General features: G+C 66.3%; 14 protein-coding genes. 4 read left to right on the top strand and 10 right to left on the bottom strand.

Features of this window, described 5'->3' with window-relative positions; genetic code table 11:
- Positions 1 to 9: 9 nt before the first annotated feature.
- Genes MUU56_RS16965 through MUU56_RS16955 form a run of 3 tightly spaced genes read right to left on the bottom strand, consistent with a single transcriptional unit; the run spans position 10 to position 4,497 of the window.
- A complete protein-coding gene (locus MUU56_RS16965) occupies positions 10 to 2,967 on the bottom strand; it encodes a sarcosine oxidase subunit alpha family protein (protein WP_244768458.1) in 2,958 nt (985 codons plus the stop codon).
- On the bottom strand, positions 2,964 to 3,239 hold the full coding sequence (locus tag MUU56_RS16960) for a sarcosine oxidase subunit delta (protein WP_244768457.1): 276 nt from the start codon (positions 3,237 to 3,239) through the stop codon (positions 2,964 to 2,966). The genes MUU56_RS16965 and MUU56_RS16960 overlap by 4 nt, the downstream gene beginning before the upstream one ends.
- 7 nt (positions 3,240 to 3,246) lie before the next feature.
- Entirely contained in the window at positions 3,247 to 4,497 is a 1,251-nt protein-coding gene (locus MUU56_RS16955; protein WP_244768456.1) for a sarcosine oxidase subunit beta family protein, read from the bottom strand.
- 208 nt (positions 4,498 to 4,705) lie between these two features.
- On the opposite strand from MUU56_RS16955, the gene cysQ reads away from it, so the two are divergent.
- The 4 genes from cysQ (at position 4,706) to MUU56_RS16935 (ending at position 8,612) form a co-directional block, all read left to right on the top strand.
- Positions 4,706 to 5,518, top strand: a complete 813-nt coding sequence (cysQ, locus tag MUU56_RS16950; RefSeq protein ID WP_244768455.1) for a 3'(2'),5'-bisphosphate nucleotidase CysQ — start codon at positions 4,706 to 4,708, stop codon at positions 5,516 to 5,518.
- A gap of 182 nt (positions 5,519 to 5,700) precedes the next feature.
- Positions 5,701 to 7,113 carry a KpsE/RkpR family capsule polysaccharide export protein gene (locus MUU56_RS16945; RefSeq protein ID WP_244768454.1) on the top strand — a complete coding sequence of 471 codons (1,413 nt, stop codon included), beginning with the start codon at positions 5,701 to 5,703 and terminating at the stop codon, positions 7,111 to 7,113.
- Positions 7,114 to 7,137: 24 nt separating this feature from the next.
- A complete protein-coding gene (locus tag MUU56_RS16940; protein WP_244768453.1) occupies positions 7,138 to 7,929 on the top strand; it encodes an ABC transporter permease in 792 nt (263 codons plus the stop codon).
- Positions 7,929 to 8,612: an ABC transporter ATP-binding protein gene (locus MUU56_RS16935; RefSeq protein ID WP_244768452.1), complete on the top strand. Its 684-nt coding sequence runs from the start codon at positions 7,929 to 7,931 to the stop codon at positions 8,610 to 8,612. The genes MUU56_RS16940 and MUU56_RS16935 overlap by 1 nt, the downstream gene beginning before the upstream one ends.
- An 84-nt stretch (positions 8,613 to 8,696) precedes the next feature.
- On the opposite strand, the gene MUU56_RS16930 is transcribed toward MUU56_RS16935, so the two are convergent.
- The 7 genes from MUU56_RS16930 to MUU56_RS16900 all read right to left on the bottom strand — a co-directional run bounded on the left by MUU56_RS16930 (position 8,697) and on the right by MUU56_RS16900 (position 22,194).
- Positions 8,697 to 10,109, bottom strand: coding sequence for a capsule biosynthesis protein (locus tag MUU56_RS16930; RefSeq protein ID WP_244768451.1), 1,413 nt, complete (start codon positions 10,107 to 10,109; stop codon positions 8,697 to 8,699).
- Positions 10,110 to 10,285: 176 nt separating this feature from the next.
- Positions 10,286 to 12,313: a capsular polysaccharide biosynthesis protein gene (locus tag MUU56_RS16925; RefSeq protein ID WP_244768450.1), complete on the bottom strand. Its 2,028-nt coding sequence runs from the start codon at positions 12,311 to 12,313 to the stop codon at positions 10,286 to 10,288.
- A gap of 103 nt (positions 12,314 to 12,416) precedes the next feature.
- Entirely contained in the window at positions 12,417 to 13,634 is a 1,218-nt protein-coding gene (locus tag MUU56_RS16920; protein WP_244768449.1) for a polysaccharide biosynthesis/export family protein, read from the bottom strand.
- A gap of 460 nt (positions 13,635 to 14,094) precedes the next feature.
- The gene (locus MUU56_RS16915) at positions 14,095 to 17,178 is read right to left on the bottom strand and encodes an efflux RND transporter permease subunit (protein WP_244768448.1); all 3,084 of its coding nucleotides are present in this window, start codon (positions 17,176 to 17,178) and stop codon (positions 14,095 to 14,097) included.
- The gene (locus MUU56_RS16910) at positions 17,175 to 18,248 is read right to left on the bottom strand and encodes an efflux RND transporter periplasmic adaptor subunit (RefSeq protein WP_244768447.1); all 1,074 of its coding nucleotides are present in this window, start codon (positions 18,246 to 18,248) and stop codon (positions 17,175 to 17,177) included. The genes MUU56_RS16915 and MUU56_RS16910 overlap by 4 nt, the downstream gene beginning before the upstream one ends.
- Positions 18,245 to 19,330 (bottom strand): efflux RND transporter periplasmic adaptor subunit, encoded by a 1,086-nt coding sequence (locus MUU56_RS16905; protein ID WP_244768446.1) that lies wholly within the window; start codon positions 19,328 to 19,330, stop codon positions 18,245 to 18,247. The genes MUU56_RS16910 and MUU56_RS16905 overlap by 4 nt, the downstream gene beginning before the upstream one ends.
- A 545-nt stretch (positions 19,331 to 19,875) precedes the next feature.
- Positions 19,876 to 22,194, bottom strand: a complete 2,319-nt coding sequence (locus MUU56_RS16900; RefSeq protein WP_244768445.1) for a methyl-accepting chemotaxis protein — start codon at positions 22,192 to 22,194, stop codon at positions 19,876 to 19,878.
- Positions 22,195 to 22,258 lie beyond the last annotated feature (64 nt).

Here is a 22,258-nt window from a genome sequence, read left to right as displayed (position 1 = left end):
AGCCTCACCTCACGCCATCAGCCTGCGATTTTCCGGATCGACGAAGACCGGATCGCAGACTTCGGCAACTGTCTCCACGCCCCGCAACCGGTCCCACACGATAATCTTCTCGCCGTAGCGCTCGCGGCCCGACTTCAGGAAGGCAAGGGCGATATGGGTGCCGAGCGTCGGCGAGAAGCAGACGGAGCTGACCCAGCCCTGGTCGTTGACCGTCGAGGGCTTGGCACCGTCCTTGAGAAGATGCGCGCCGGCGCGCATGTCCTTGTCCGCCTCCAGTGCCTTCAGGCCGACGAGCTGGGCGCGGTCGGCGGCCGTCAGGCCGAAGCGGGTGGAGAGCCGCTTGCCGATGAAATCCGGCTTGCTGGTGCCCATCATGCGGCCGAGGCCGGCATCGTCCGGCGTCACGCGGCCATCGAGCTCGGCATGGGTGACATGGCCCTTCTCGATGCGCAGCACGTTCAGCGCCTCGACGCCATAGGCGCAGAGGCCCTGCGGTTCGCCCGCCCGCATCAGCGCGTCGGCCACCGCTTCGCCATAGCCCGCCGGCACCGCCAGCTCATAGGCCAGCTCGCCGGAAAAGGAGATGCGGAAGAGCCGCGCCTTGAGGCTGCCCTTCAGCCGCACCTCGCGGGCGGCAAGGAACGGGAAGGCCGCATTCGAGAGATCGTCCTCGACGACGGCCTGCAGGATCGTGCGCGCCTTCGGCCCGGCGATCGACATCTGCGCCCATTGGTCGGAGACCGACAGGAAGCGCACGCGAAGCTCCGGCCAGAGCGCCTGCGCGGCAAACTCCATATGGGAGAGCACGCCGGCGGCCATTGCCGTCGTGGTCGTGACGAGGAAATGCGTCTCGCCCAGCCGGCTCACCGTGCCGTCGTCATAGACCATGCCGTCCTCGCGCAGCATCAGCCCGTAGCGGGCCTTGCCGACGGGAAGCTTCAGCACGGGATTGCAATAGAGCCGGTTCAGGAACTCGGCGGCATCCGGCCCGAAGACCTCGATCTTGCCGAGGGTCGAGACATCGCAGAGACCGGCATGTTCGCGCACGGTCCGGACCTCGCGGTCGACGCTTTCCCGCCAGGTCTTTTCCCCCGCCTTCGGGAACCAGGAGGAGCGATACCAGAGCCCGGCATCGATGAAGACCGCGCCGTGCCGCGCCGCCCAGCCATGCAGCGGCGAGCGGCGGACGGGCATGGCATGTTCATCGCGCGAGGAGCCGGCGAGCGCGCCGAAGGAGACGGGCGTATAGAACGGCCGGAAGGTGGTGGTGCCGACCTCGGCGGGGCTGACGCCGCGCATCGCGGCGAGGATGCCGATGGCATTGACGTTGCCGAGCTTGCCCTGGTCTGTCGCCATGCCGCTCGTCGTGTAGCGCTTGGCATGCTCGACATGGCCGAAGCCCTCGCGAAGGGCAAGGCCGAGATCCTTGCCGTGCACGTCGTTCTGGAAGTCGACGAAGGCCTTGGACCTGGCGCCCGGCACATGCCAGAGCGCCGTGAAGGACGGATCGACCTCCTCGCCGACGACGGGGCGCTCGAAACCGGCGACGGGCCGGCCGAGCGCTTCCACGATGGCCGAAGCCTTGCGCGCGCCATCGTCGAGACATTCGGAAAGCCGGTAATGCCCCGCCGCGGCGCCGGCCATGACGAGGCCGTCGCCGACCTCCGGCGCGAGGAACGCCTGCAGGGCCTGCGACCAGACCGGCCTGCCGCCGCGCTGGCAGGCAAGGTGGATGACCGGGCTCCAGCCGCCGGACATGGCCACGGCATCGCAGGCGATCATCTCCTCGAAGCCGCCGCGATCGGCAATGACGGCGCGGACACGCTGGCGCCCCTTCGTATCGACGATGCCGCCGCCACGCACCACCCGCACGCCATCGGGCGCACGATCCGACGCATCAGTGCGACTGTCGATCAGCGCCGCGATCTCCACGCCCCGGGCGGAAAGGTCCGCAGCCGTGCGGTAGCCGGACGAGCCGTTGGTGAAGATCGCCACCGACCGGCCAGCGGCGACGCCGAAGCGGTTGGCATAGGTGCTGGCGGCGCTCGCCATCATTACGCCGGGACGATCATTGCCGCCGAAGACCAGCGGCCGTTCCTCCGCGCCGGTGGCGAGGATCGCATGCTTCGCCACGATGCGCCACAGGCGCTCGACCGGCCGTGCCGCATCGATCGTGGCACTGTGCTTCTGCACCCGCTCGACGGCACCGAAGACATTGTCGTCGTACCAGCCGAAGACCGTGGTGCGCGGCAGCAGCGTGACGCCGGGATGGCCGTGCAGTTCGTCGATCGCGTGCCGGGAGAAGATGTACGGCGCCTCGCCGTCGAGCTTTGTCGTCTCCGAGAGAAGAGCCCCGCCGAGGGCGAAATCCTGTTCGACGAGGATGACGCGCAGGCCCGAGCGGGCGGCGACCAGCGCCGCGGCGAGCCCCGCCGGGCCGGAGCCGACGACGAGAAGGTCGCAATGCGCCCAGCTCTTCTCGTAGCCGTCGGGATCACGCGGAAGGTCCGTACGGCCGAGGCCGGCGGCACGGCGGATCAGCGGTTCATAGACCTTTTCCCAGAAGGCGGCGGGCCACATGAAGGTCTTGTAGTAGAAGCCGGCGGACAGGAAGCGCGACAGGCGGTCGTTCACGGCGCCGATATCGAAGGCAAGGCTCGGCCAGCGGTTCTGGCTGGTGGCGGCAAGGCCGTCGTAGAGCTCGGCGACGGTCGCCTTCGTGTTCGGATCGCGCCGCGCGCCCGTGCCGATGGTGACCAGCGCGTTGGGCTCCGCCGACCCCGCCGTCACGATGCCGCGCGGGCGATGGTACTTGAAGCTGCGTCCGACGAGCAGCCGGTCGTTGGCCAGCAGCGCCGAGGCGAGCGTATCGCCGGCATGGCCGGAAAGGTTCGCCCCGTCGAAGGTGAAGCCGATGGTGTTGCTGCGGTCGATGAGGCCGCCGGAGGCGAGGCGATAGGCGGTCATCGCGCGCCTCCCCGCGCCGCGGCGGCATCCGTCACGGAAAACACCTCATGGGTAAAGTTGTCCCGCTCGACCACCAGCCAGCGCCGGCAGCCGGCGACATGCTGCCAGTGCTCGCGGATGCGCCCGCGCGGATTGGCACGGACATGGACATAGTCGTTCCACGCCTCGTCCGAGGCCATGGGCGCCGGACGGACCGGCGTCGCATCGCCGCGGATCGAAAACTCTTCCTTGGGCCGCACCCCGCAATGGGGACAGGAAATCAGGCTCGCCATGGCATCCTCAATGCAGGTTCGGCTGGGTGCCGGCACCCGCCTCGTCGATGGGGAAACCGCGCTCGAAACGATCGAGCCTGAGCGCGCGCGCCACATGGTGGCTCTCCCCCTTGGCGATGAGATGCGCGAAGCAGAAGCCGGAGGCGGGCGTCGCCTTGAAGCCGCCGTAGCACCAGCCGCAGTTGAGATAGAGGTTGTCGATCGGCGTGCGGTCGATGATCGGCGAGCCGTCCATCGACATATCCATGACGCCGCCCCAGGCGCGCAGCACCCTGACGCGGGAAAGACCGGGGATCATCGTCACCCCCTCCTCCATGACATGCTCGGCGGTCGCAAGGTTGCCGCGCTGGGCATAGGAGGAATAGCCGTCGATCTCCGCGCCGAAGACGAGGCCGCCCTTGTCGGACTGCGAGATGTAGAAGTGCCCCGCGCCATAGGTGATGACGTGGTCGATGCAGGGCTTCAGACCTTCGGTGACGAAGGCCTGCAGCACATGGCTCTCGATCGGCAGCTTCAGCCCCGCCATTTCGCCGACGCGGGAGGTGTTGCCGGCCGCCGCGAGCGCCAGCCTGTTGCAGCCGATGAAGCCCTTCGTCGTCTCGACGCCGGTGACGATGCCGTCTTCCCGGCGGATGCCGGTGACCTCGCAGTTCTGGATGAGATCGACGCCGAGCCGGTCCGCGCCGCGCGCAAAACCCCAGGCCACGGCATCGTGCCGCGCCGTGCCGGCGCGCCGCTGCAGGAGGCCGCCGATGATCGGGAAGCGCGCATGATCGAAATTGAGGAAGGGCAGCATCTTCTTCAGCGTCTCGCGGTCGAGCTGCTCGGCCGCCACGCCCTCCATCATCATGGCATTGCCGCGCCGGACATAGTGATCGCGCTGGCCGTCATTGTGATAAAGGCTGATGATGCCGCGCTGCGACAGCATGACGTTGTAGTTCAGCTCCCGCTCCAGCCCTTCCCAGAGTTTCAGCGAGAACTCGTAGAACGGCTCGTTGCCGGGCAGCATGTAGTTGGAGCGTACGATGGTCGTGTTGCGCCCGACATTGCCGGAGCCGAGATAGCCCTTCTCCACCACGGCGACGTTGCGGATGCCGAATTCCCGGGCAAGGTAATAGGCCGTCGCAAGGCCATGCCCGCCGCCGCCGACGATGATCACGTCATAATGCGGTTTCGGTTGCGGTTCCCGCCAGGCGGGCTTCCAGCCGAGGTTGCCGGCAAGGGCTTGCTTGAAGATCGAAAGGGCGGAGTAGCGCATGCGAAATCCCGGATCAGTCGCCCCACATTCGCATATGCAGCACAAACGGCAAGTCCGGCGTCATCTTGTCGCATCCGGGCCGGCGACTTTCCACATGCTGACGTCATGATGTGGCGGCAGGAGCAGGCAGGGCATTTGCTTTCAGGCCGTCCCGCGGCTAAGGCATGCGCAGAAACGGCAGGACGACGACAGCATGCAGGCGAACGGAATGGAACTCGGGCAAGTCTTGGAGAGCGCGGCACTGGCCGCCGGCGCCGCCATCATGGCCATCCACAAGGCAGGAGCCGATGTCCAGTACAAGGCGGACCGGTCGCCGGTCACCGCCGCGGACGAGGAGGCCGAACGGCTGATCCTCGCCGCGCTTGCACGCCATTTTCCGGAGGTTCCCGTCATCGCCGAGGAGGCTGTCGCGGCCGGCCGCGTGCCGGATATTTCCGGCGGCGTCTTCTTCCTCGTCGATCCGCTCGACGGCACGAAGGAGTTCATCGCCGGGCGCAGCGAATTCACCGTCAACATCGCCCTGATCCGCGAAAGGGCTCCGGTCGCGGGCATCGTCTACGCGCCCGCGCTCTCGACCGGCTTCATCGCGGACGGCGAGCGGGCGGAACGCTTCGAGGTGCGCGGCGAGGCCACCATCGCAAAGCGGCAGTCCATCGGCTGCCGCAGCTGCGGCAGCGCGTTGACGGCCGTCGCCAGCCGCTCGCATGCCACGCCCGAAACGACCCGCTTTCTCGACGACCACGGCATCGACGCCTGCACGGCGATCGGCTCCTCGCTGAAATTCTGCCTTGTGGCGGAAGGACTTGCCGACGTCTATCCGCGTTTCGGCCGCACCATGGAATGGGACACGGCCGCCGGCGACGCGGTGCTGCGCGCCGCCGGCGGACAGACACGCACGCTCGACGGCGCGCCCCTCCTCTACGGCAAGACCCGCCAGGCGCACGACGCGGATTTCGCCAACCCGAACTTCATCGCCTCGAGCACCGACTGGAGCAAGGGACCGGCGACGACCACAAAATGACCAGATTGCTCGACGAGGAATGCGCGTCGACCGGAAAGGGCGGGATGTTCCGCTCCCGTTCGCCCTGCGGGCGGCCTTCCCGGCCGCGGCATTTTTATTGTCTGTAAAGGCAATTTCGAATAAGTTGCGGCGACAAGCATTTAGGCGACGACCCCGTTTGCTGTTGGAAAGAGTGAGCCGACGTGAAAGATGAGAAAGCGCCCCTCCTGGCGGAGACCCCGACCCACGTCGCCGACAATACGAGCAGCCTGCTCGAAATCGCCAAGCGCCGCGCCCGCCAGCGCGCTGCAGAACAGAAAGTCGTGAAGATCAAGCAGGGTGCGGTCAAGCGCCCCGTCAATCCGGCTATCGATGACGACGAGAATCTCGGCTCGCGGGCCGAAATACGCGCGCGCAAGCCCGCCGACCTCGTCAGCACCGTCCTGACCCTGCCCGCGATGCCCAAGCAGAAGCGACAGCTTCCCTGGCCCATCATCTCCTTCGTGCTGGCGGCGATCCTGCCGACGATCCTGACGGGCCTCTACTATATCTTCATCGCCAGCCCGCAATATGTCGTCGAGACGCAATTCTCGGTGCGCGGCTCGAACTCCTCCTCGCTGAACGCCCTTGGCCTCACCGCGCTCGTCGGATCGAGCGCGCAGTCGGGCGATTCCTATGTGGTCGCCGACTACATCCAGTCTTCCCAGATCCTGCCGGACATCCAGGAGCAGACCGGCGTCGACATCCGCACCGTCTATTCCCGCCCGAACATCGATTTCCTCTATCGCGAGAACGAGAGCCGCCCGCTCGACGAGTTCCGCGACTATTGGCGGGACATGGTCAATGTCAGCTACAACTCCACGACCGGCAACGTGACGATGCGCGTCTTCGCCTTCTCGCCGTCGGATGCAAAACAGGTGGCCGACGCGGTCCTCACCGTCTCGGAAAACCTGGTCAACACGCTTTCGGAAAAGTCGCGCCGGCAGTTCATCGAGGTGGCCAACGTACAGGTCGCACGCTCGGAAGAGCGGCTGCGCAACATCCGCGGCCAGATCACCGACCTGCGCATCTCCGAACAGGCCGTCGATCCGACGGCGGTCGCGACCATGGAAGCGACGATCATCAGCTCGCTCGAGCAGGAGCTGGCCTCGCTTCGCACCCGTTACAAGGCGCTGGTCGATTCGGTCAGCAAGGACGCGCCCTCCGCCCGCGTCATCGAGCGGCAGATCGTTGCCTTGGAAAACCAGCTGGTCGAACAGAAGAAGCGTATCAGCGGCGACGGCGAGAACGATAACGACGCCAGCAACAAGACGACGCGCAGCGGCTTGGACGCCGGCCGGGCCCTGCCCGAAATGATCGACCGGTTCACCGAGCTCAGCGTCGAGCAGGAGTTCGCCGTCAAGGCCTACACGACCTCCCTCGCCGCATTGGAAACGGCCATGCAGGAGGCGCAGAAGCAGGAGCGTTACTTCGCCGTCTACGTGCAGCCGCGCGAGCCGGAAATCGCCCTCTATCCGCTGGGTGCGATCAACACGCTCATCATGCTCGCCGCGGCGTCGTGCCTTTGGCTCATCGGTTACTTCGCCTTCCGGTCCGTGAAGGATCACGCGATCTGATCGCGATGAGGAGAGAGTGGCGGAATGGCTCTGCTCGCTGAAAAACCCCTAAGCTATGCGCTGCGCGAAAACGCGCGGGTCATTTCCGCGCTCGTCGTGCGCAGCGCGGTGACGCGTTTCGGGGAAAGCCGGCTGGGCTTCATCTGGATCCTCATCGAGCCCGCCGCCTATGTCGGCATCTTTCTCCTGATCCACACGCAGTTGAAGGCCCATGTCCCCTTCGGCGACAATGCGCTGCTGTTCATCCTGGCCGGTGTCTTCGGCTTCCGCATGACGCGCGGCATCTCGCGCAAGACGGAGCGCGCCATCATCAGCAACCAGCCGATGCTGACCTATCCGCTGGTCAGGCCGCTCGATACGCTGGTGGCGACGTTCCTGCTGGAGACGACGATCTGGCTGATCATCTGCAGCCTGTTCATGGTCGGGCTTGCGATCTCGCTCGACCGTGACGTCATCGTCTATCCCGGCGAATTCGCCGAGGGCATGGCCGCGATCCTCTACTTCGCCTTCTCCTTCGCCGCGTTCAACGCGACGATGAGCGCGCTCGTGCCGCGCTACGACACTTTCCTCAGCATGCTGAGCATGCCGCTGATGCTGTTGTCCGGCGTCTTCTTCATGCCGGCAGAAATGCCGCCCGGCTTCCAGGCCGTGCTGTGGTGGAACCCGTTCCTGCACTGCGTCGAATGGTTCCGCACCTCGACCTATCTCGATTATCACGCGCTGCTGAGCAAGTCTTACCTGCTCGGGCTTTCCACCGCGCTGCTCACGGCCGCGCTCGTGCTGGAACGCCTCTTCCGCCGAAAGATCATAGACTGATGATCATCTTCGACAATGTCAGCAAGGCCTTCCCTCGCCCCGGCGGCGGCAAGAAGGTCATTCTGGACCGGTTCACGGCCGCCTTCCGGCCCGGCACCAATATCGGCATTCTCGGCCGCAACGGCGCCGGCAAGTCCACGCTGATGAGCCTGATCTCCGGCGCGGACATGCCCGATTCCGGACGCATCCTGCGCGAGGGCAAGATCTCCTGGCCGCTGGGCTTCAGGGGCGGCGTGCACAGCAAGCTGACGGGCGCGCAGAACACCCGCTTCATCGCCGACATCTACGGCAAGAACCGCAACAAGGTTCTGGATTTCGTCGCCGATTTCTCCGAGCTCGGCCCCTATCTCGACATGCCGGTGAAGACCTATTCGGCGGGCATGAAGGCGCGCCTCTCCTTCGGCATCTGCATGGCGATCGGCTTCGAATATTACCTGATCGACGAGGTGATCGCCGTCGGGGATTCCACCTTCAAGCAGAAGTGCAAGGACGTCTTCGACGAGCGGCGCGAGAACGCCACCCTGCTGCTCGTCTCCCACTCTTCCGGCCTGTTGCGCTCGTTCTGCGACATCGGCGGCGTCATGAACAACGGCCAGCTCACCTTCTACAACGACATCGAGGAAGCGATCGAGGTGCACGAGGAAATCCTTCGCACCTCCGCCAGCCAGCGCCGGTCCGCCTGATCCCCTAAAGGTACGGGCAGTGGCCCCCGCGCGCCCTCGGGAGCGCACGATCTATCCCGGCTGCCTGAAAGCGGCGTGCCGCCCTTACTGCGACTGCGCCAGCAGCGGCATGACGTTGGACACGTCGGGCAGCTCCACCACGCGGCCCGCAGCATCCATGGCCCGGAGCTTTTCCAGCAGCGAATTCACCGCGATCTCGATGCCCTCATAGGCGTAGTAGTCGCCGGGATGCAGGCATTCCCGGGCGATCCAGTTCAGGTAGTCGCGCCGCTGCGCCGTCGGTGCGACATGGCCGGACGACCAGAAACTGTCCAGCTCGATGCCCTTGTTGACGCAGAAGGCGAGCGAGGGATGCCGGTAGAAGGCCTGGCCGAGAACGGCAAGCGGAATGCCGTGCTGGAGCGCCGAGAGGCCGGAGGTGCTGTTGATCGTCACCATGCCCGCGGCATGCCGCGTCATCAGGCCCAGCGAACCGCTGTCGAGGATGTGGATGCGCTCGGAGACATTGTTGAGCACGCCGACCTGGCGGATGAACTGCTTGTCCTGGCTGTGCCCGCGCTCCATGGGGTGGATCTTGAACACCAGCTGGTGCGTCGGCGGCGCATTTCGCGCGAAGGAAACGATGGTCTTCAGAATGAGCTTCTGATTGTTCCAGCCGCTCGCGGCCGCGCCGAGCTGGCTGTCGTCGTGCACCTGCAGCGGCACGATGTAGTACTTCTTGTCATGGTGCTCGAGCAGCCGCTCCATGGTGCGGTAATTGCTGCCGAGATTGCGGAACTTCCGGTAGTAGTTCTTGATCCAGTAGAAGGCCTCGGGTGCCAGCGAACGCTTGTGCTTGTGGAAGAGCTTGCGTTCGCTCAGCGTCGAAAAGACCCCGCGCACCGAAAAATAGATGAAGGCATAGGTCGCCATGGCACCGAAGGACGACGGGAAATTCGTCCCGCGCGGCCGCTCCCGGCGCTTCTCCTCGTCGTTGCCGGAAGGCAGAAGACCCGCGAGCGGCGAGCGCCAGTTGTTGCCGCCGACCTCCATCGTCACGAAGCCGGGGCGGATATATCCCTCCTCCAGGCTGAGGACGGGAATGTTGAGCGTGGCACATTGCTCGATCGCGATCTTGTGGACCTCGCGCTCGCAGCCGAAGAGCACGACATGGTCGAAGCCATGTTCGCCGACGATTTCGGTGAACCAGTCCCGCCAGACATCGGCCGTGCCGGAGAAATGCAGGATCTTGCCGCCCCGGGCAAAAAGCCGGTCGCCGGCGTTGAAACAGATGCGCCAGGCATCGAAACCGCTGTCATTGAGCAGCGCCTGAGCCTTGCGGAAGAAAGGACCGACAGGCCCCTGCAGAAAAAGCACGCGCGGCGCGCTTTTGGAGGGGAAGCGCTTGGAAAGCTTGCGGCGCAACGCCAGATTGATCAGCCGGGACCCACGCGCGGAAGCGGCGCCTTCGGCGTCGGAGCGACCCGCCTTCAAATCGGTATCATGCTGTACGCTCATGACAGGTCGGCTCAACTCAAATTATGCTGCTGGATGGAATGGTATTCGCACAAAGGCGCCGTTTTAGCAACCGCATCTGCCATACTCCCCGATTTTGTCGCCGATCCCCCGGCACACGAATGACCGCTGCGCTCAAGATGGCGACTCGGCCCCGTTCCCATTTTTCTGGCCGCCTTTTACCGCAACCGCGAGTCGCGAAGCAACACCCCAACACGGTTGATTTGTTGCGCCGCACACAAAAAGACCTTCCGTCCGACTCCGGGCGATTTCATGGCGGTACCTGAAATTTCCTCAACCAAATCCTCCGGCCGGCACGGTAAGCCACTGAGGGGATGGATATAAAGCGGATAGCAGATGAGACTTGCGGCCACCAGCGACTCAAGGTCGATGCGGCGCACGCGGCGTGGAATGGGCAGGCGATCGTCCGTCAGGCCCCAGCCGGCATAGAACGGCGCGCCATGCACGCCGACGGCCTTGCCGCGCAACAACGCCTCGAAGCCGGCCAGCGAGGTCATCGTCTCGACCCGGTCGGCCCAGCCGATCCATTGCAGGATGTCGCCGCTGCGAACGATGAGATCGGCCTCCTGCGGCTCGGCGCCGCCGTCGCGCACGCCGGACACGACGTCCGGATGCGCCTTGTAGACGACGAAGGCATCGGGAAAGAGCGCGCGCACGGCGCGCACGAGATCGGCATTGGAGCGCACCGCGGGGGAGCCGTAGCGAATGGAGGCGTCCTTCTCCACCTGCCCCGGCACCAGGATCTTCATCCGCCCGCCGGCAACCGCCGGCAGGTCGGCAGCCGTCCCGAGATTGTACTTGGACACGCCGCGCTCGACCAGCAGGCGCACGAGATCGCGCGCCCGCCGCCGCAGCCCCTCGTCGACCGTGCCATGCGCGATCAGCGCCTCCAGCCGGCTTTCACCCCGCGCGTCGTAATAGACATGCGCCCCGTCGAGCGCGACAGAGGACGGCATGGCGAGGTTGACCCCCAGCCCGCGGGAGCGGATGAACCCGTCTTCGAGACGCATCGCCGGCACGTCGGCCGGCATCGCCGCATCGCTTCCCCAGAGCGCGACGACGCCGTTCGCCGCGCGTGCCGCCGCCGCCGCGGCCTCGAGCGAGCGGGCATGGACCGGATCGCCTGCCATGCCCTTCAGGAAGGGGGTCATGGCCCTGCGCTTCCACGGCGAGAAGCCGGCGGTGAACACCTTGCGCTCGATGCGCGCACGCTGGTCGCGCACCGTGATCGCCTGTTCCACCGCCCGCTCCGGCGTGCAAGGCGCGCGCGTGTGCAGGTCGAGGTAATGCGAATAGTCGATATAGGCCGCGTGGAAAATCTGTTCGAGCGAGGCCGGCGGGCGGGCGGGCGACAGGCGCCCATGGTCGACGGTGAGGCCGCGGCCGGAATAATAGGTCGTCCCGAAACAATGGACGGGCCGCTCCGCCATCAGCGCCTCGAAGCCGAGCTGGCTCGACACCGTATAGACGCAGTCGGCCTCCTCCAGCAGCGGCCAGGGATTCATGCGCGCGGGCACCACGATCTCGGCCCCGATGGCGTTTGCCGCCTGCCGCAAGAGGCTGCGGTCGCCCGCCGCCGGATGGGTACGCACGACCAGCGTCTTCCCCGGATGGTGGGCGACCGCATGTTCCAGCATGGCGCGGAAGCTTGACGCGCTCGCCCCGGCCCCGGCAATGGAGGCATCGCCGGCCACCTGATCGACGAGCAGGACGAAAGGCCGGCCGTGCGGCACGCCAGCCGCCGTCGGCGTCATCACCGGGCTGTTGTTGTACTTCGACAGGCGCGCGCCGCGCAGTTGCGCCATCAGCCGGCCGGCGCGGCCGAGCGCGACGGCATCGGTCACCGGTTGCGACAGCAGCCGGTCGAGATCGCTCGGCTGGAGCGCATCGAAATAGATGCCCTCCCGGTCGATCACATAGGAATGGCTCGGTTCCCCCCGCCCCGCCGCAAAGCCGCGCAGGAACCCATCCTCAAGGGTGATGGCCTCCTTGCCGCTGCGCGCCGCAAGGCGCACAGCGCGACGGCCGGACGACCGGCGCCCCCAGCCGATGAACCCGTCGATCCGGCCGGGCAGCGCGAAGGGCCAGGCGACGATCTCGGCATCGAGCAGACGCGCGATATCCGCCCGTTGCTGCCAGAGACCGAAGGAAAGAAGCGCATAGGTTTTGCGTGCCTGGCCGGCCATGCAGTCCTCGAGAGCAATTTCGGCAGGCCCGCGCGCCGTCTGCCGCCGGCAGACCGGCCGCAAATGGCGCCGGCATCACCGCGTCAAGCGGACCAGGGACCTGTCAGAGCAGGTCCGCGGTGCGCTGGATGTTGTAGGCCGCGCTCGCCCCGCTGGAAACGATCGTCAGGAACTTCGCAAGGTCCGTCGCCATGTGACGCGCCAGGTAGACCACGTCCTTGTTCCGCACCGGGAAAGTCTGCGCCACGATATAGCTCTGCGTCGCCGCCAGATCGAGCCGGTAGACGATCGGATAGCGTCCCTCCCCGTCCGGCATCATGCCGCGCGCGATCAGGTCGCGGAACCGGTCGTCGCCGACGACGCTGCGGTAGACGCCCTCGTCCTCGTAGCGGAAGACGAAATAGCCCTTCGGGTCCGCCGTCGCCACATTGCCGCCGCCGGCCAGCGCCGCCGCCTCCACCAGGCTCAGCCTGGCCGCGTTGAACGGGATCTTGCCCGTCTTGCCCGTCTGGCCGAGCGCCGCGAAGGTCTGCGGGTCGTAGCTCACATAGATCTGGTCGTCCGGCTTGACGTAGATGTCGTCCTTCGGATTGTCGATCAGCGACTGCAGCAGCACGCTGCGCGTCCGGCCGCCGCGCTTCAGGCTCACATAGGTGTCGTAGGGCGGCTTGGACGCGCCGCCGGCAAGGGCGATCACCTCGCTGAGATGCTGCCCGCTCAGCCCGAGCGGCAGGATGCCAGACCGGTTCACGTCGCCCTGGATCGACACCGTGCGCGAGGCATTGGTCGCAAGCGAGACGATGACGTCCGGCTCCACCGCCTTGGCCTTCAGCGCATCGACGATCGTCGCGCGGGCCGAATCGATCGTCATGCCGGCAAAACGCACGGAGCCGACATAGGGGATCTGGCCATGGCCGTCCGGCTGCACGACGACGGGGATCGACGTCGACTTGCGCTCGGTGGTGGAGAACAGGCCATCCGGGCCCGCCTCGAAGATCGTGACCTCCAGTCGGTCGCCGACGCCGATGACCGGCGTGCCGCCCCCACCGCCGAAGCCGAAGGTGCTGGAAAGACCGGGGCGCTTGCCCGCGCTGACGCGGCCGGCGACGCGCTGGTCGATGCTCACGACGTCGAAGACCAGCCTGGTCTGGGGAATGTCGTAGGACCTGCCGTCCGCGCCGGCCGAAAGGACCTCGTGGGTCAGCGGCCCGTCGCTCGGAACCATGCAGCCGGCCAGCGTCAACAGGGTGCCCGCCGCAAGAACCCGCGCCCATGCGCTCGAAAGCCTGCGCGGCCTGTCCCCATCTTCAATTGCGATCATCACGTAGCATTTCCCTTCGACCATGCCGCACAAGGCATGGGGCAAAAGCCGGTCGCCTGCTGCGACAAGGCGCCATAGGCATGCAGTTCCAATGTCTCGTCAAGTCCCATGACCAAACCTTGTCCCAAACCGGCACACCCCTGCGGCCCTCGCCGACACCATGGAGCAAGTTCCTTGCACATTCGTTACGCTCTGAAAAGCCGGCTGGCGCTTTGGCGTTGAAAATCAACTTTTTCCACCAGCTTTTTTCAGGGAGGGTGCGGCAAAAAGAACGCAACTTTCCTCCATCCGCCCCGCAACGAACGGGCCTGCGATCGCCCAGCCTGCCTACGCCTTGCCAAGGCTCCAGCCCTTCGGAAGCGGCCTGTCGCTCAAAGCGGCGGCGGGTGAGACGGGCAAAAATATGAGCCCTTTCCCTGCGCCTGCGCGGGGCGGTCCCGCCGCGCAGACGCGGCCGGCGTCACGCCGCCTCGATCGGCTCGGGCGCCGGCGCCGCCTCTTCCGCTTCTTCCGGCTTGATGCGGAACCAGGCGATATAGAGCGCCGGCAGGAAGAGCAGGGTCAGCACCGTGCCGACGATGATACCGCCCATCATGGCATAGGCCATCGGCCCCCAGAACACCTCGCGCGAAATGGGGATGAGCGCGAGGCTGGCCGCCGCCGCCGTCAGCATGATCGGCCGCATGCGGTGTTCCGTCGCCTCGCGCACGGCCGTCCAGGCATGCATGCCCTCGCGCCTCAGGTCCTCGATCTGCACGACGAGAATGACCGAGTTGCGGATGAGGATGCCGATCAGCGCCAGCACGCCGAGAATGGCGACGAAGCCGAGCGGCGCCCCGCTGCCGAGCAACGCGATGACCACCCCGATGAGCGCCAGCGGCGCCACGGCGAAGACCAGGAAGAGCCGCGAGAAACTCTGGAGCTGGAGCATCAGGATCGTCGCCATGGCAAACAGCATGAGCGGCACGACCGCGACGATCGGCGCCTGGCTGTCGGCGCTTTCCTCCACCGTTCCGCCGACCGCGACCTCGTAGCCGGAAGGCATCTGCGCCTGGAAGGCGGCAACGTCCTTTTCCAGCTGCGAGACGATCGTCGCCGGCTGCACGCCGCCGGTGATGCTGGCCTTGACGGTGATGGTCGGCTGGCGCGAGCGGCGCCAGACGACCGGCTGTTCCATCTCGTAGCGGAAGTTCGCCACCGCGGCGAGCGGCACGGAGGTGCCGTTGGCCGTCGGCAGCTGGAGCTGGCGCAGCGTCTCGATGGATTCGCGCTCGGCGGCCCGCGCCCGGCCGATGACGTCGATCAGGTAGACGTCGTCGCGGATCTGGGTGACGGTCGTGCCGCCGACGACGCCGTTCAGGGCGGAGGCGATGTCCTGCGAGGTGACGCCGAGCTGGCGGGCCTTGTCCTGCAGCACGTCGACTTTCACCACGCGAGCCGGCTCGTTCCAGTCGTAGACGACATCCCCGAGCCGGGTGTCCTTGCCGATGAGTTCGCCGAAGGCGAGCGCCTGCTTGCGCACCTCCTGGATATCCGGGCCGCTGACGCGGTACTGGATCGGCCGGCCGACCGGCGGGCCGATGTCGAGCAGCTTCACCAGCGCATCCGTGCCGACGAAGGTCTCGCGCAGATAGGCCTGGAGATCGGCCCTGAGGCGGTCGCGCGCCTCCAGGTCCTTGCTGACGATGACGGTCTGGCCGAAGGCGGGCGACGGCGGCTGCACGTCGAAGGACAGGAGGAAGCGCACCGCGCCCTGCCCGACATAGGAGGACCAGCGCTCGATATCCGGGTTGCCCTTGAGCTTCTCCTCTTCCAGCCTGGCGATCTGCGCATTGGTCTCGGCGATCGAGGCATTCTGCGGCAGCGACCAGTCGATGATGAGCTCCGGTCGGTCCGAAGACGGGAAGAACTGTTCCTGCACGAAGCGCATGGCGAAGACCGATACGCCGAAGACCAGCACGGTCGCGACGATGGTCGTCCATTTCCAATGCATGCAGACATCGAGCAGGCGCGCGAAGCTGCGGGCGAACCAGCCCTTTTCCTCGTGATGCTTCTTCATCGTCTTCGGCAGGATCGTCACGCCGAGCAGCGGCGCGAAGATGACCGCGACGACCCACGAGACGACGAGCGAGATGGCGATGACGACGAAGAGGCTGAAGGTGAACTCGCCGGCCGCGCTGTTGTTGAGGCCGATCGGGATGAAACCCGCCACCGTTACCAGCGTGCCGGTGAGCATGGGGAAGGCGGTGGACGTATAGACATAGGTCGCCGCTTTCCTGAGCGAATCGCCCATTTCCAGCCGCGCCACCATCATCTCGACGGCGATCATCGCATCGTCGACGAGCAGGCCGAGCGCGATGATGAGCGCGCCGAGCGAGATGCGCTGCAGCGATATGCCGTCGTAATACATGAAGACGAAGGTGATCGCGAGCGTCAGCGGGATCGACAGCGCCACGACGAGGCCGGCGCGGATTCCGAGACTGACGAAACTGACCGCGAGCACGATGACGACGGCCTCGAACAGCGCCCGCGTGAAGCCCGACACCGCCTCCTCGACCACCTTCGGCTGGTCGGAGACGAGGTGCACATCGACGCCGACCGGCAGTTCATGGGAAAGCAGCTCGATCTCCCTTTCCACCGCCGCGCCGAATTCGAGAAGGTTCGAGCCCTGCTTCATGCCGATGGCAAGGCCTATGGCCTGTTCGCCGTTGAAGCGGAAGAGCGCCGATGGCGGGTCCTCGTAGCCGCGGGTGATCGTGGCGATATCGCTGAGGCGGAAGAAGCGGTTGTTGACGCGCAGGTTGACGTCGCGCAGGCTCGCCTCCGAGCTGAACTGCCCGCCGACACGCACGCTGACGCGCTCGCCGCCGGCCTGCACCACGCCGGAGGGCGCCACGGCATTCTGCGCCTGCAGCGTGGACACCACCTGCTGGGTGGAAATGCCGAGCGCGGCAAGCTGGCGCGTCGAGAATTCGAGATAGATCACCTCGTCCTGCGCGCCGACGAGGTCGACCTTGCCGATATTGGGCACGGTAAGGATGCGCCGGCGGGCATCCTCGACATAATCGCGCAGCTGGCGCGGCGAGAGGCCATCGGCGGTAAAGGCGTAGATATTGCCGAAGACGTCGCCGAAACGATCGTTGAAGGCCGGGCCGACGACGCCGGACGGGAACTCGCCTCTGATGTCGTTGATCATGTTGCGCACGGTCACCCAGGTGGGGGCGACGTCGCGCGCGCGGGTCGTCGGCTTCAAGTTGACGAAGATCAGCGTCTGGCCGGGCGTCGTGATGCTGCGGGTGAAATCGAGCGATTCCAGCTCCTCCAGCTTGCGCTCGATGCGCTCGGTCACCTGCAGCGTCGTCTCCTCCACGGAGGCACCGGGCCAGGCGGCGCTGATCGTCATCGTCTTGATGGTGAAGGAGGGATCCTCCTCGCGGCCGAGGTTCTGGTAGGTGAAGAAACCGAGCAGCGCGAAGACGATCATGAAGTACCAGACGAGCGATGCGTGATCGAGCGCCCAGTCCGAAAGGTTGAACTTCTTCATAGGCCTGCCTCGTCTTCAACCTTGATCTTCTGGCCCTCTTCGAGGCTGTTCACCCCGGCGGTGGCGATGCGGTCGCCGGCTTTCAGCCCACCCGCGACCTGAAGGGCGCGGCCCACGGCAGGACCGGTCTCGATCGGCACTAGATGCACCTCGCCCTTCTCCCCATCGACCCGCCAGACATGCGGCTTGCCGTCCTTCTGAAGCACGGCGGTCTGCGGGATCATGATGGCGGTGAGGTCCGGCCCCTCGAGCTCGGCGGTGATGGTCGTGCCGAGGCGGACCGTATCCGGCGGGTTTTCCAGCGCGATCTTCACCCGCCGCGTGCGCGTGGCGGCATCGGCCGACGGCGCGACCTCGCGCACCGCGCCCTTCACCGTGACGTCGGGATTGATCTGCAGGGACACGGTGAAGCGGCTGCCGAGCGCGATGGTCTCCGCCGTCTCCGGAATGTCGACCACGGCATCGCGCTCGTCGGGCCTCGCCACCGTGACGATCGCCTCGCCGGGCGAGACGGTCTGTCCCACCTCGGCGCCGGTGGCCACGACGACACCGTCGAATTCGGCGAGGATGCGGGTATAGGAAAGCTGTTCCTCCGCCTTGACGAGCGCCGTCTTCGCCCGCGTCAGGCCGGCATCGGCCGCCTCGCGCGACTGTTCGGCGCTCTCGACGGCGGCCCTCGCCGCGGCGTTCGACTGGAGCAGCGTCTTCTGCCGCTCCTCGGTGGCGATCGCGCTCGAAAGCGTCGCCTCGGCGCTGGAAAGCTCGGCCCGGGCCGAGCGCACGGCCAGCTCATAGGCCGTCGCATCGAGCACGGCGAGTTCGTCGCCCTTCTTCACGAGATCACCGACATGGACGGTGCGCGAGACGAGGCGGCCGGAAACGCGCGAGCCGAGCGCGGCCTGCACCTTCGCCTGCACCGTGCCGGCAAAGCGCGTGCCGGGCAGCGCCGTCGGGGCGACCACAATGGAGAGGACCGGGCGCGGCGGCGCGGCGGCTTCCTCTTCCTTCTTGCAGCCGGCCAGCGCCGCGGCGGCGATGGCGACCGTTGCGAACAGGACGGGTCTTCTCATCGGGCGGTTCCTTCGATCGCGCTGACGGTCTGGCCGGGCCGGAGCAGCTTCGTGCCGTCGGCGACGTAGGTCTCCCCCTCCTCGATGCCGCCCGAAAGCAGCGCGGCGCCCGTCTCGAAGGAGAGCACCTCGACCGGGCGCAGATCCACCGTGCTGTTCGCCTTGTCGACGATCCACAGCGCCGGCTTGCCGTCAAGGCCCGCCGACAGCGCCTGCCAGGGCACCACCGCCACCCGGCGCGGCGCCAGCGCACCGACGCCGACGACCGAGGAGCCGAGCGTCATTTCCGGCGGCGTGCGGTCCATGGCGATCTTGACGCGCACCGTGCCGGTCTGCGCATCGATCGTCGGCGAGACCTCGCGCACATTGCCGGTCGTGCGCACCCTGTCGTCGCTGAGCAGGGTGACGACCACGCCGTCCTCCGCCGGCTGGGCGAAGAACAGCGATTCGTAGACATCGAAGACCGCGTCGCGCGGGCCGGTATCGGCAATGGTGAACATGGTCTGCGCCGCCTGTGCCACCTGCCCCGTCTCGGCAAGGCGCGCGGTGACGATGCCATCGGCGGGCGCGCGCAGTTCGGTATAGGACAGCACCTCCTTCGCCGTGTCGCGCTGGGCGATCGCCGCTTCGCGGGCGCTTTCCGCCGTGCGCAGCGCCGTTTCGGCGTCGTCGAAATCGCGGCGAGTGCTGATGCCATCGCTCAGCAGGGATTTCTGGCGGTCGAAATTGGCGCGGGCGAGCTTGAGCTGCGCTTCCGCCGCGCGCACCCCGGCTTCCGCCGCCTCGACATCGGCGTTCTGTTCCTCCGGATCGAGCCGCGCCAGCACCTGGCCTTCCTTGACCGCGCCGCCGACATCGACGAACCAGCCGGTGATGCGGCCCCCGACGCGGAAGGAAAGATCCGTCTCCACCCGTGCGACCACTTCCCCGGTTATGGTGACCGTCTGCTCGCGCTCTTCGAAATGCACGGCGGCGGTGTGCACCGGCCGCGCCGCGCTGTCGGCCCAAGCCGGCCAGGCGGCGGCAGAAAACGCCAACGCCGCCAGCAGAACCCCGCCTGCCCTGTTTCCCGCTGAGCTCATTGCCGTCTCCACCGTTGCAGAAAACCCATTTAGTGTGGGTCCTCATTATATCGCGAAGATCTGACTGGCAAGCCGCGTCCTTTGCGAGACGCGATCTTGCCGCGGGCGAGTGTGGCGGAGTCCGGCAAAAAAGCCAACCCGGGAAGATTACTTGATAGAGGAATATGATAAATCATATTTTTCAGCGCACTAACGGCAGCGGCCGTCCCCGCGCAGACAAGAAAGCCGCCGGCGGCCGCGAAACCTTTCCGGTTCCCACTGGGCTGCACGGCGGCTTTATCGGAGCGTCATTCGTTGGACGCTTCTCTTTCGGCCCCCTCTGGACCTGCAGAAGAGAAAGCAGAAAGCGTGCCAGATCGACAGGCGCAAGAAATACAAAAATGATTTCATATTACTAAAGATATACCTAATTAAAATTCAGGGCGCGCAGCCATGCCGGCATGGCCAATTTGTGTGCAACGCACAAACGTTGTGCGCCTTTTTCATCCAACAAAAAGGCGGCCCATCCTACCGGGCCGCCTTTCGGGATGGTGCATCGGGAAGGCTCAGAACTCTTCCCAGTCCTGCGCCGCCGCATTGGCCGAAGCCGCCTGTCCGCCGCCGAAGGCGCGGGCCAGCGTGTTGCCGAGCGCCCGCGCGCCGGAGGCAGCCGGGCGATGCTCGGGAGCAGAGGCAACCACCGGGCGAACGGTCGTGCCGGTGCCGAGGCGGAATTGCGCGATCAGGCTGTTGAGCGCGGCGGCCTCGGTCGCCAGCGCATGGCTCGCCGCCGTCTGCTCCTCCACCATGGCCGCGTTCTTCTGCGTGCCCTGGTCGATGGAATTCACCGCCGCGCTGATCTCGTTGAGGCCCGTCGACTGCTCGCGCGCCGAGCGCACGATCGCCGCGACGTTCTGGTCGATCTCCTGCACCTGGTCGACGATCTCCGTCAGCGCCGAGCCCGTCTCGCCGACCAGCGCCACGCCGAGATGCACCTGTTCGCCCGACTTGGTGATGAGCGCCTTGATCTCCTTGGCGGCGTTGGCGGAGCGCTGGGCGAGCTCGCGCACTTCCTGCGCGACGACCGCAAAGCCCTTGCCCGCCTCGCCCGCCCGCGCCGCCTCGACGCCGGCATTCAGCGCCAGCAGGTTCGTCTGGAAGGCGATCTCGTCGATCACGCCGATGATGTTGGAGATTTCCCGCGAGGAATTCTCGATGCCGCTCATCGCATTCACGGCGCGCTGCACCACTTCGCCCGATTTTTCGGCGCCGAGGCGGGTCCGCTCGACGAGCTGGCCGGCATCCTCCGCCCGCTTCGTGGCGTCCTTGAGCGAGGTCGTGATCTCCTCCAGCGCCGCCGCGGTCTCCTCGACGGAAGCCGCCTGCTGCTCGGTGCGCTTGGCAAGATCGTCGGAGGCCGAGCGGATTTCCGCGGAACCGGCCTGGATGGCATTGGCGTTGCTGCCGACGGAGCGCAGCGCCGATTGCAGCTTTTCGACCGAGACGTTGAAATCGTGGCGGACGCGATCGAGCGAGCCGGCGAAGGCATGCTCGATGCGATGCGTCATGTCGCCGTCGGCCAGCTTCTGGAGGCCGTCGGCGAGCGCCTCGACGGCGATGCGTGTCTGGCGCTCGCGTTCTTCCGCTTCCTCGGCACGCTGGCGGCGCTCGTCTTCCGAAAGCGCGCGGTTCTGCTCCGCTTCGCCTTCGAGCCGGATCTTGGCGAGCGTGGCATCGCGCAGCACGGCAAGCGAACGGGCCATTTCGCCGATCTCGTCCTTGCGCTCGGATTCGCTGAGATCGACATCCGTGCGACCCTGCGCGATCTCGCTCGTCGCGACGATGACCGTTTCCAGGCGCTTGCGGAAGCGGGCGGCAAGCAGCCAGCCGATGGCGATCATCAGGCCGGCCGCGATGGCGATCACGATGATCGAGGTGACGGCAAGCGCCGACAGATTGGCAAAGAGCACCGATTTCGGCACCGCGACCACCGTGTACCAGGTCGTGCCCGGCACCAGCGGCACGGGCACGGCGACCGCCACGGAGGTGAGGCCGTTGGCATCGGTGATTTCCATGGCCTTTTCCGGATTGGCGATCAACGCCTGCCAGGCCGCCGCGTCGAGGCCGGAATCGCCAAGCGCCTTGCCGAGCAAGGCCGAGTCCGGGTAGCTGACGATGCTGCCGCCCTGGCTGAGCAGCGCGACATAGCCTTCGCCGAGCGGCTTCAGCTTCGCCATGTCGGCGGCGAGCGCATCGAGCGCGATATCGACGCCGGTGACGCCCTTGAAGACGCCGTCGAAGGCGAGCGGCACCATGAAGGAGGTCATCAGCACGTTCTTGCCGCCGATGACATAGCTGTAGGGCTCCGTCAGCAGGTCCTTGCCCGTGGCTTTCGGCACCTGGTAGTAGTCGCCGGGGCCGGGCTTGTCGTAGTCGACAAGCGCGACCATGTCGACCTTGCCCTCGTTGCGGACGAAATAGGGAATGTAGCGGCCCGTGGCGTCATGTCCGGGCTGGTTCACATAGTGCGCATCCTTGCCGTCGAAGGCATCCGGCTCCCAGCCGGTGCTGACGCCGAGCGCGAAGGGATTGTCGGCCATCAGGCGGTCGAAGATGCCGTTCATCGTCTCGCGGCTCGGGGCGTCCGTCGCCTTCACGGCATAGAGCGCGGAGCGCATGTTCCAGCTCAGCGCCTTGACCTGCGCAAAGTAGGTCTCCACCTCGCCGGCGCTCGCCTCCGCCGCGTTGACCATTTCCGAGATGGAACGCTCCTCCACTGCACGATAGGACAGAAAGAGCAGAACGCCCGCCGTCGCAACGGTCGTGGCAACGCCGGCCGCCACGATGGCGAACATGTTTCGGGCAGTCGCAGTCTTCGGCAGCATGACGTCTCCTCCCATCCGCGCGGGACAGTCCGCAGCGGCAGTCATCACAAATGGCGGAACATGC

It is taken from the genome of Shinella yambaruensis, from assembly GCF_022899355.1.
GTDB classification, from domain to species: Bacteria; Pseudomonadota; Alphaproteobacteria; order Rhizobiales; family Rhizobiaceae; genus Shinella; species Shinella yambaruensis.
The sequence above is the reverse complement of the archived record's forward strand: the minus strand, read 5'-3'. Positions and strand labels throughout refer to the sequence as shown.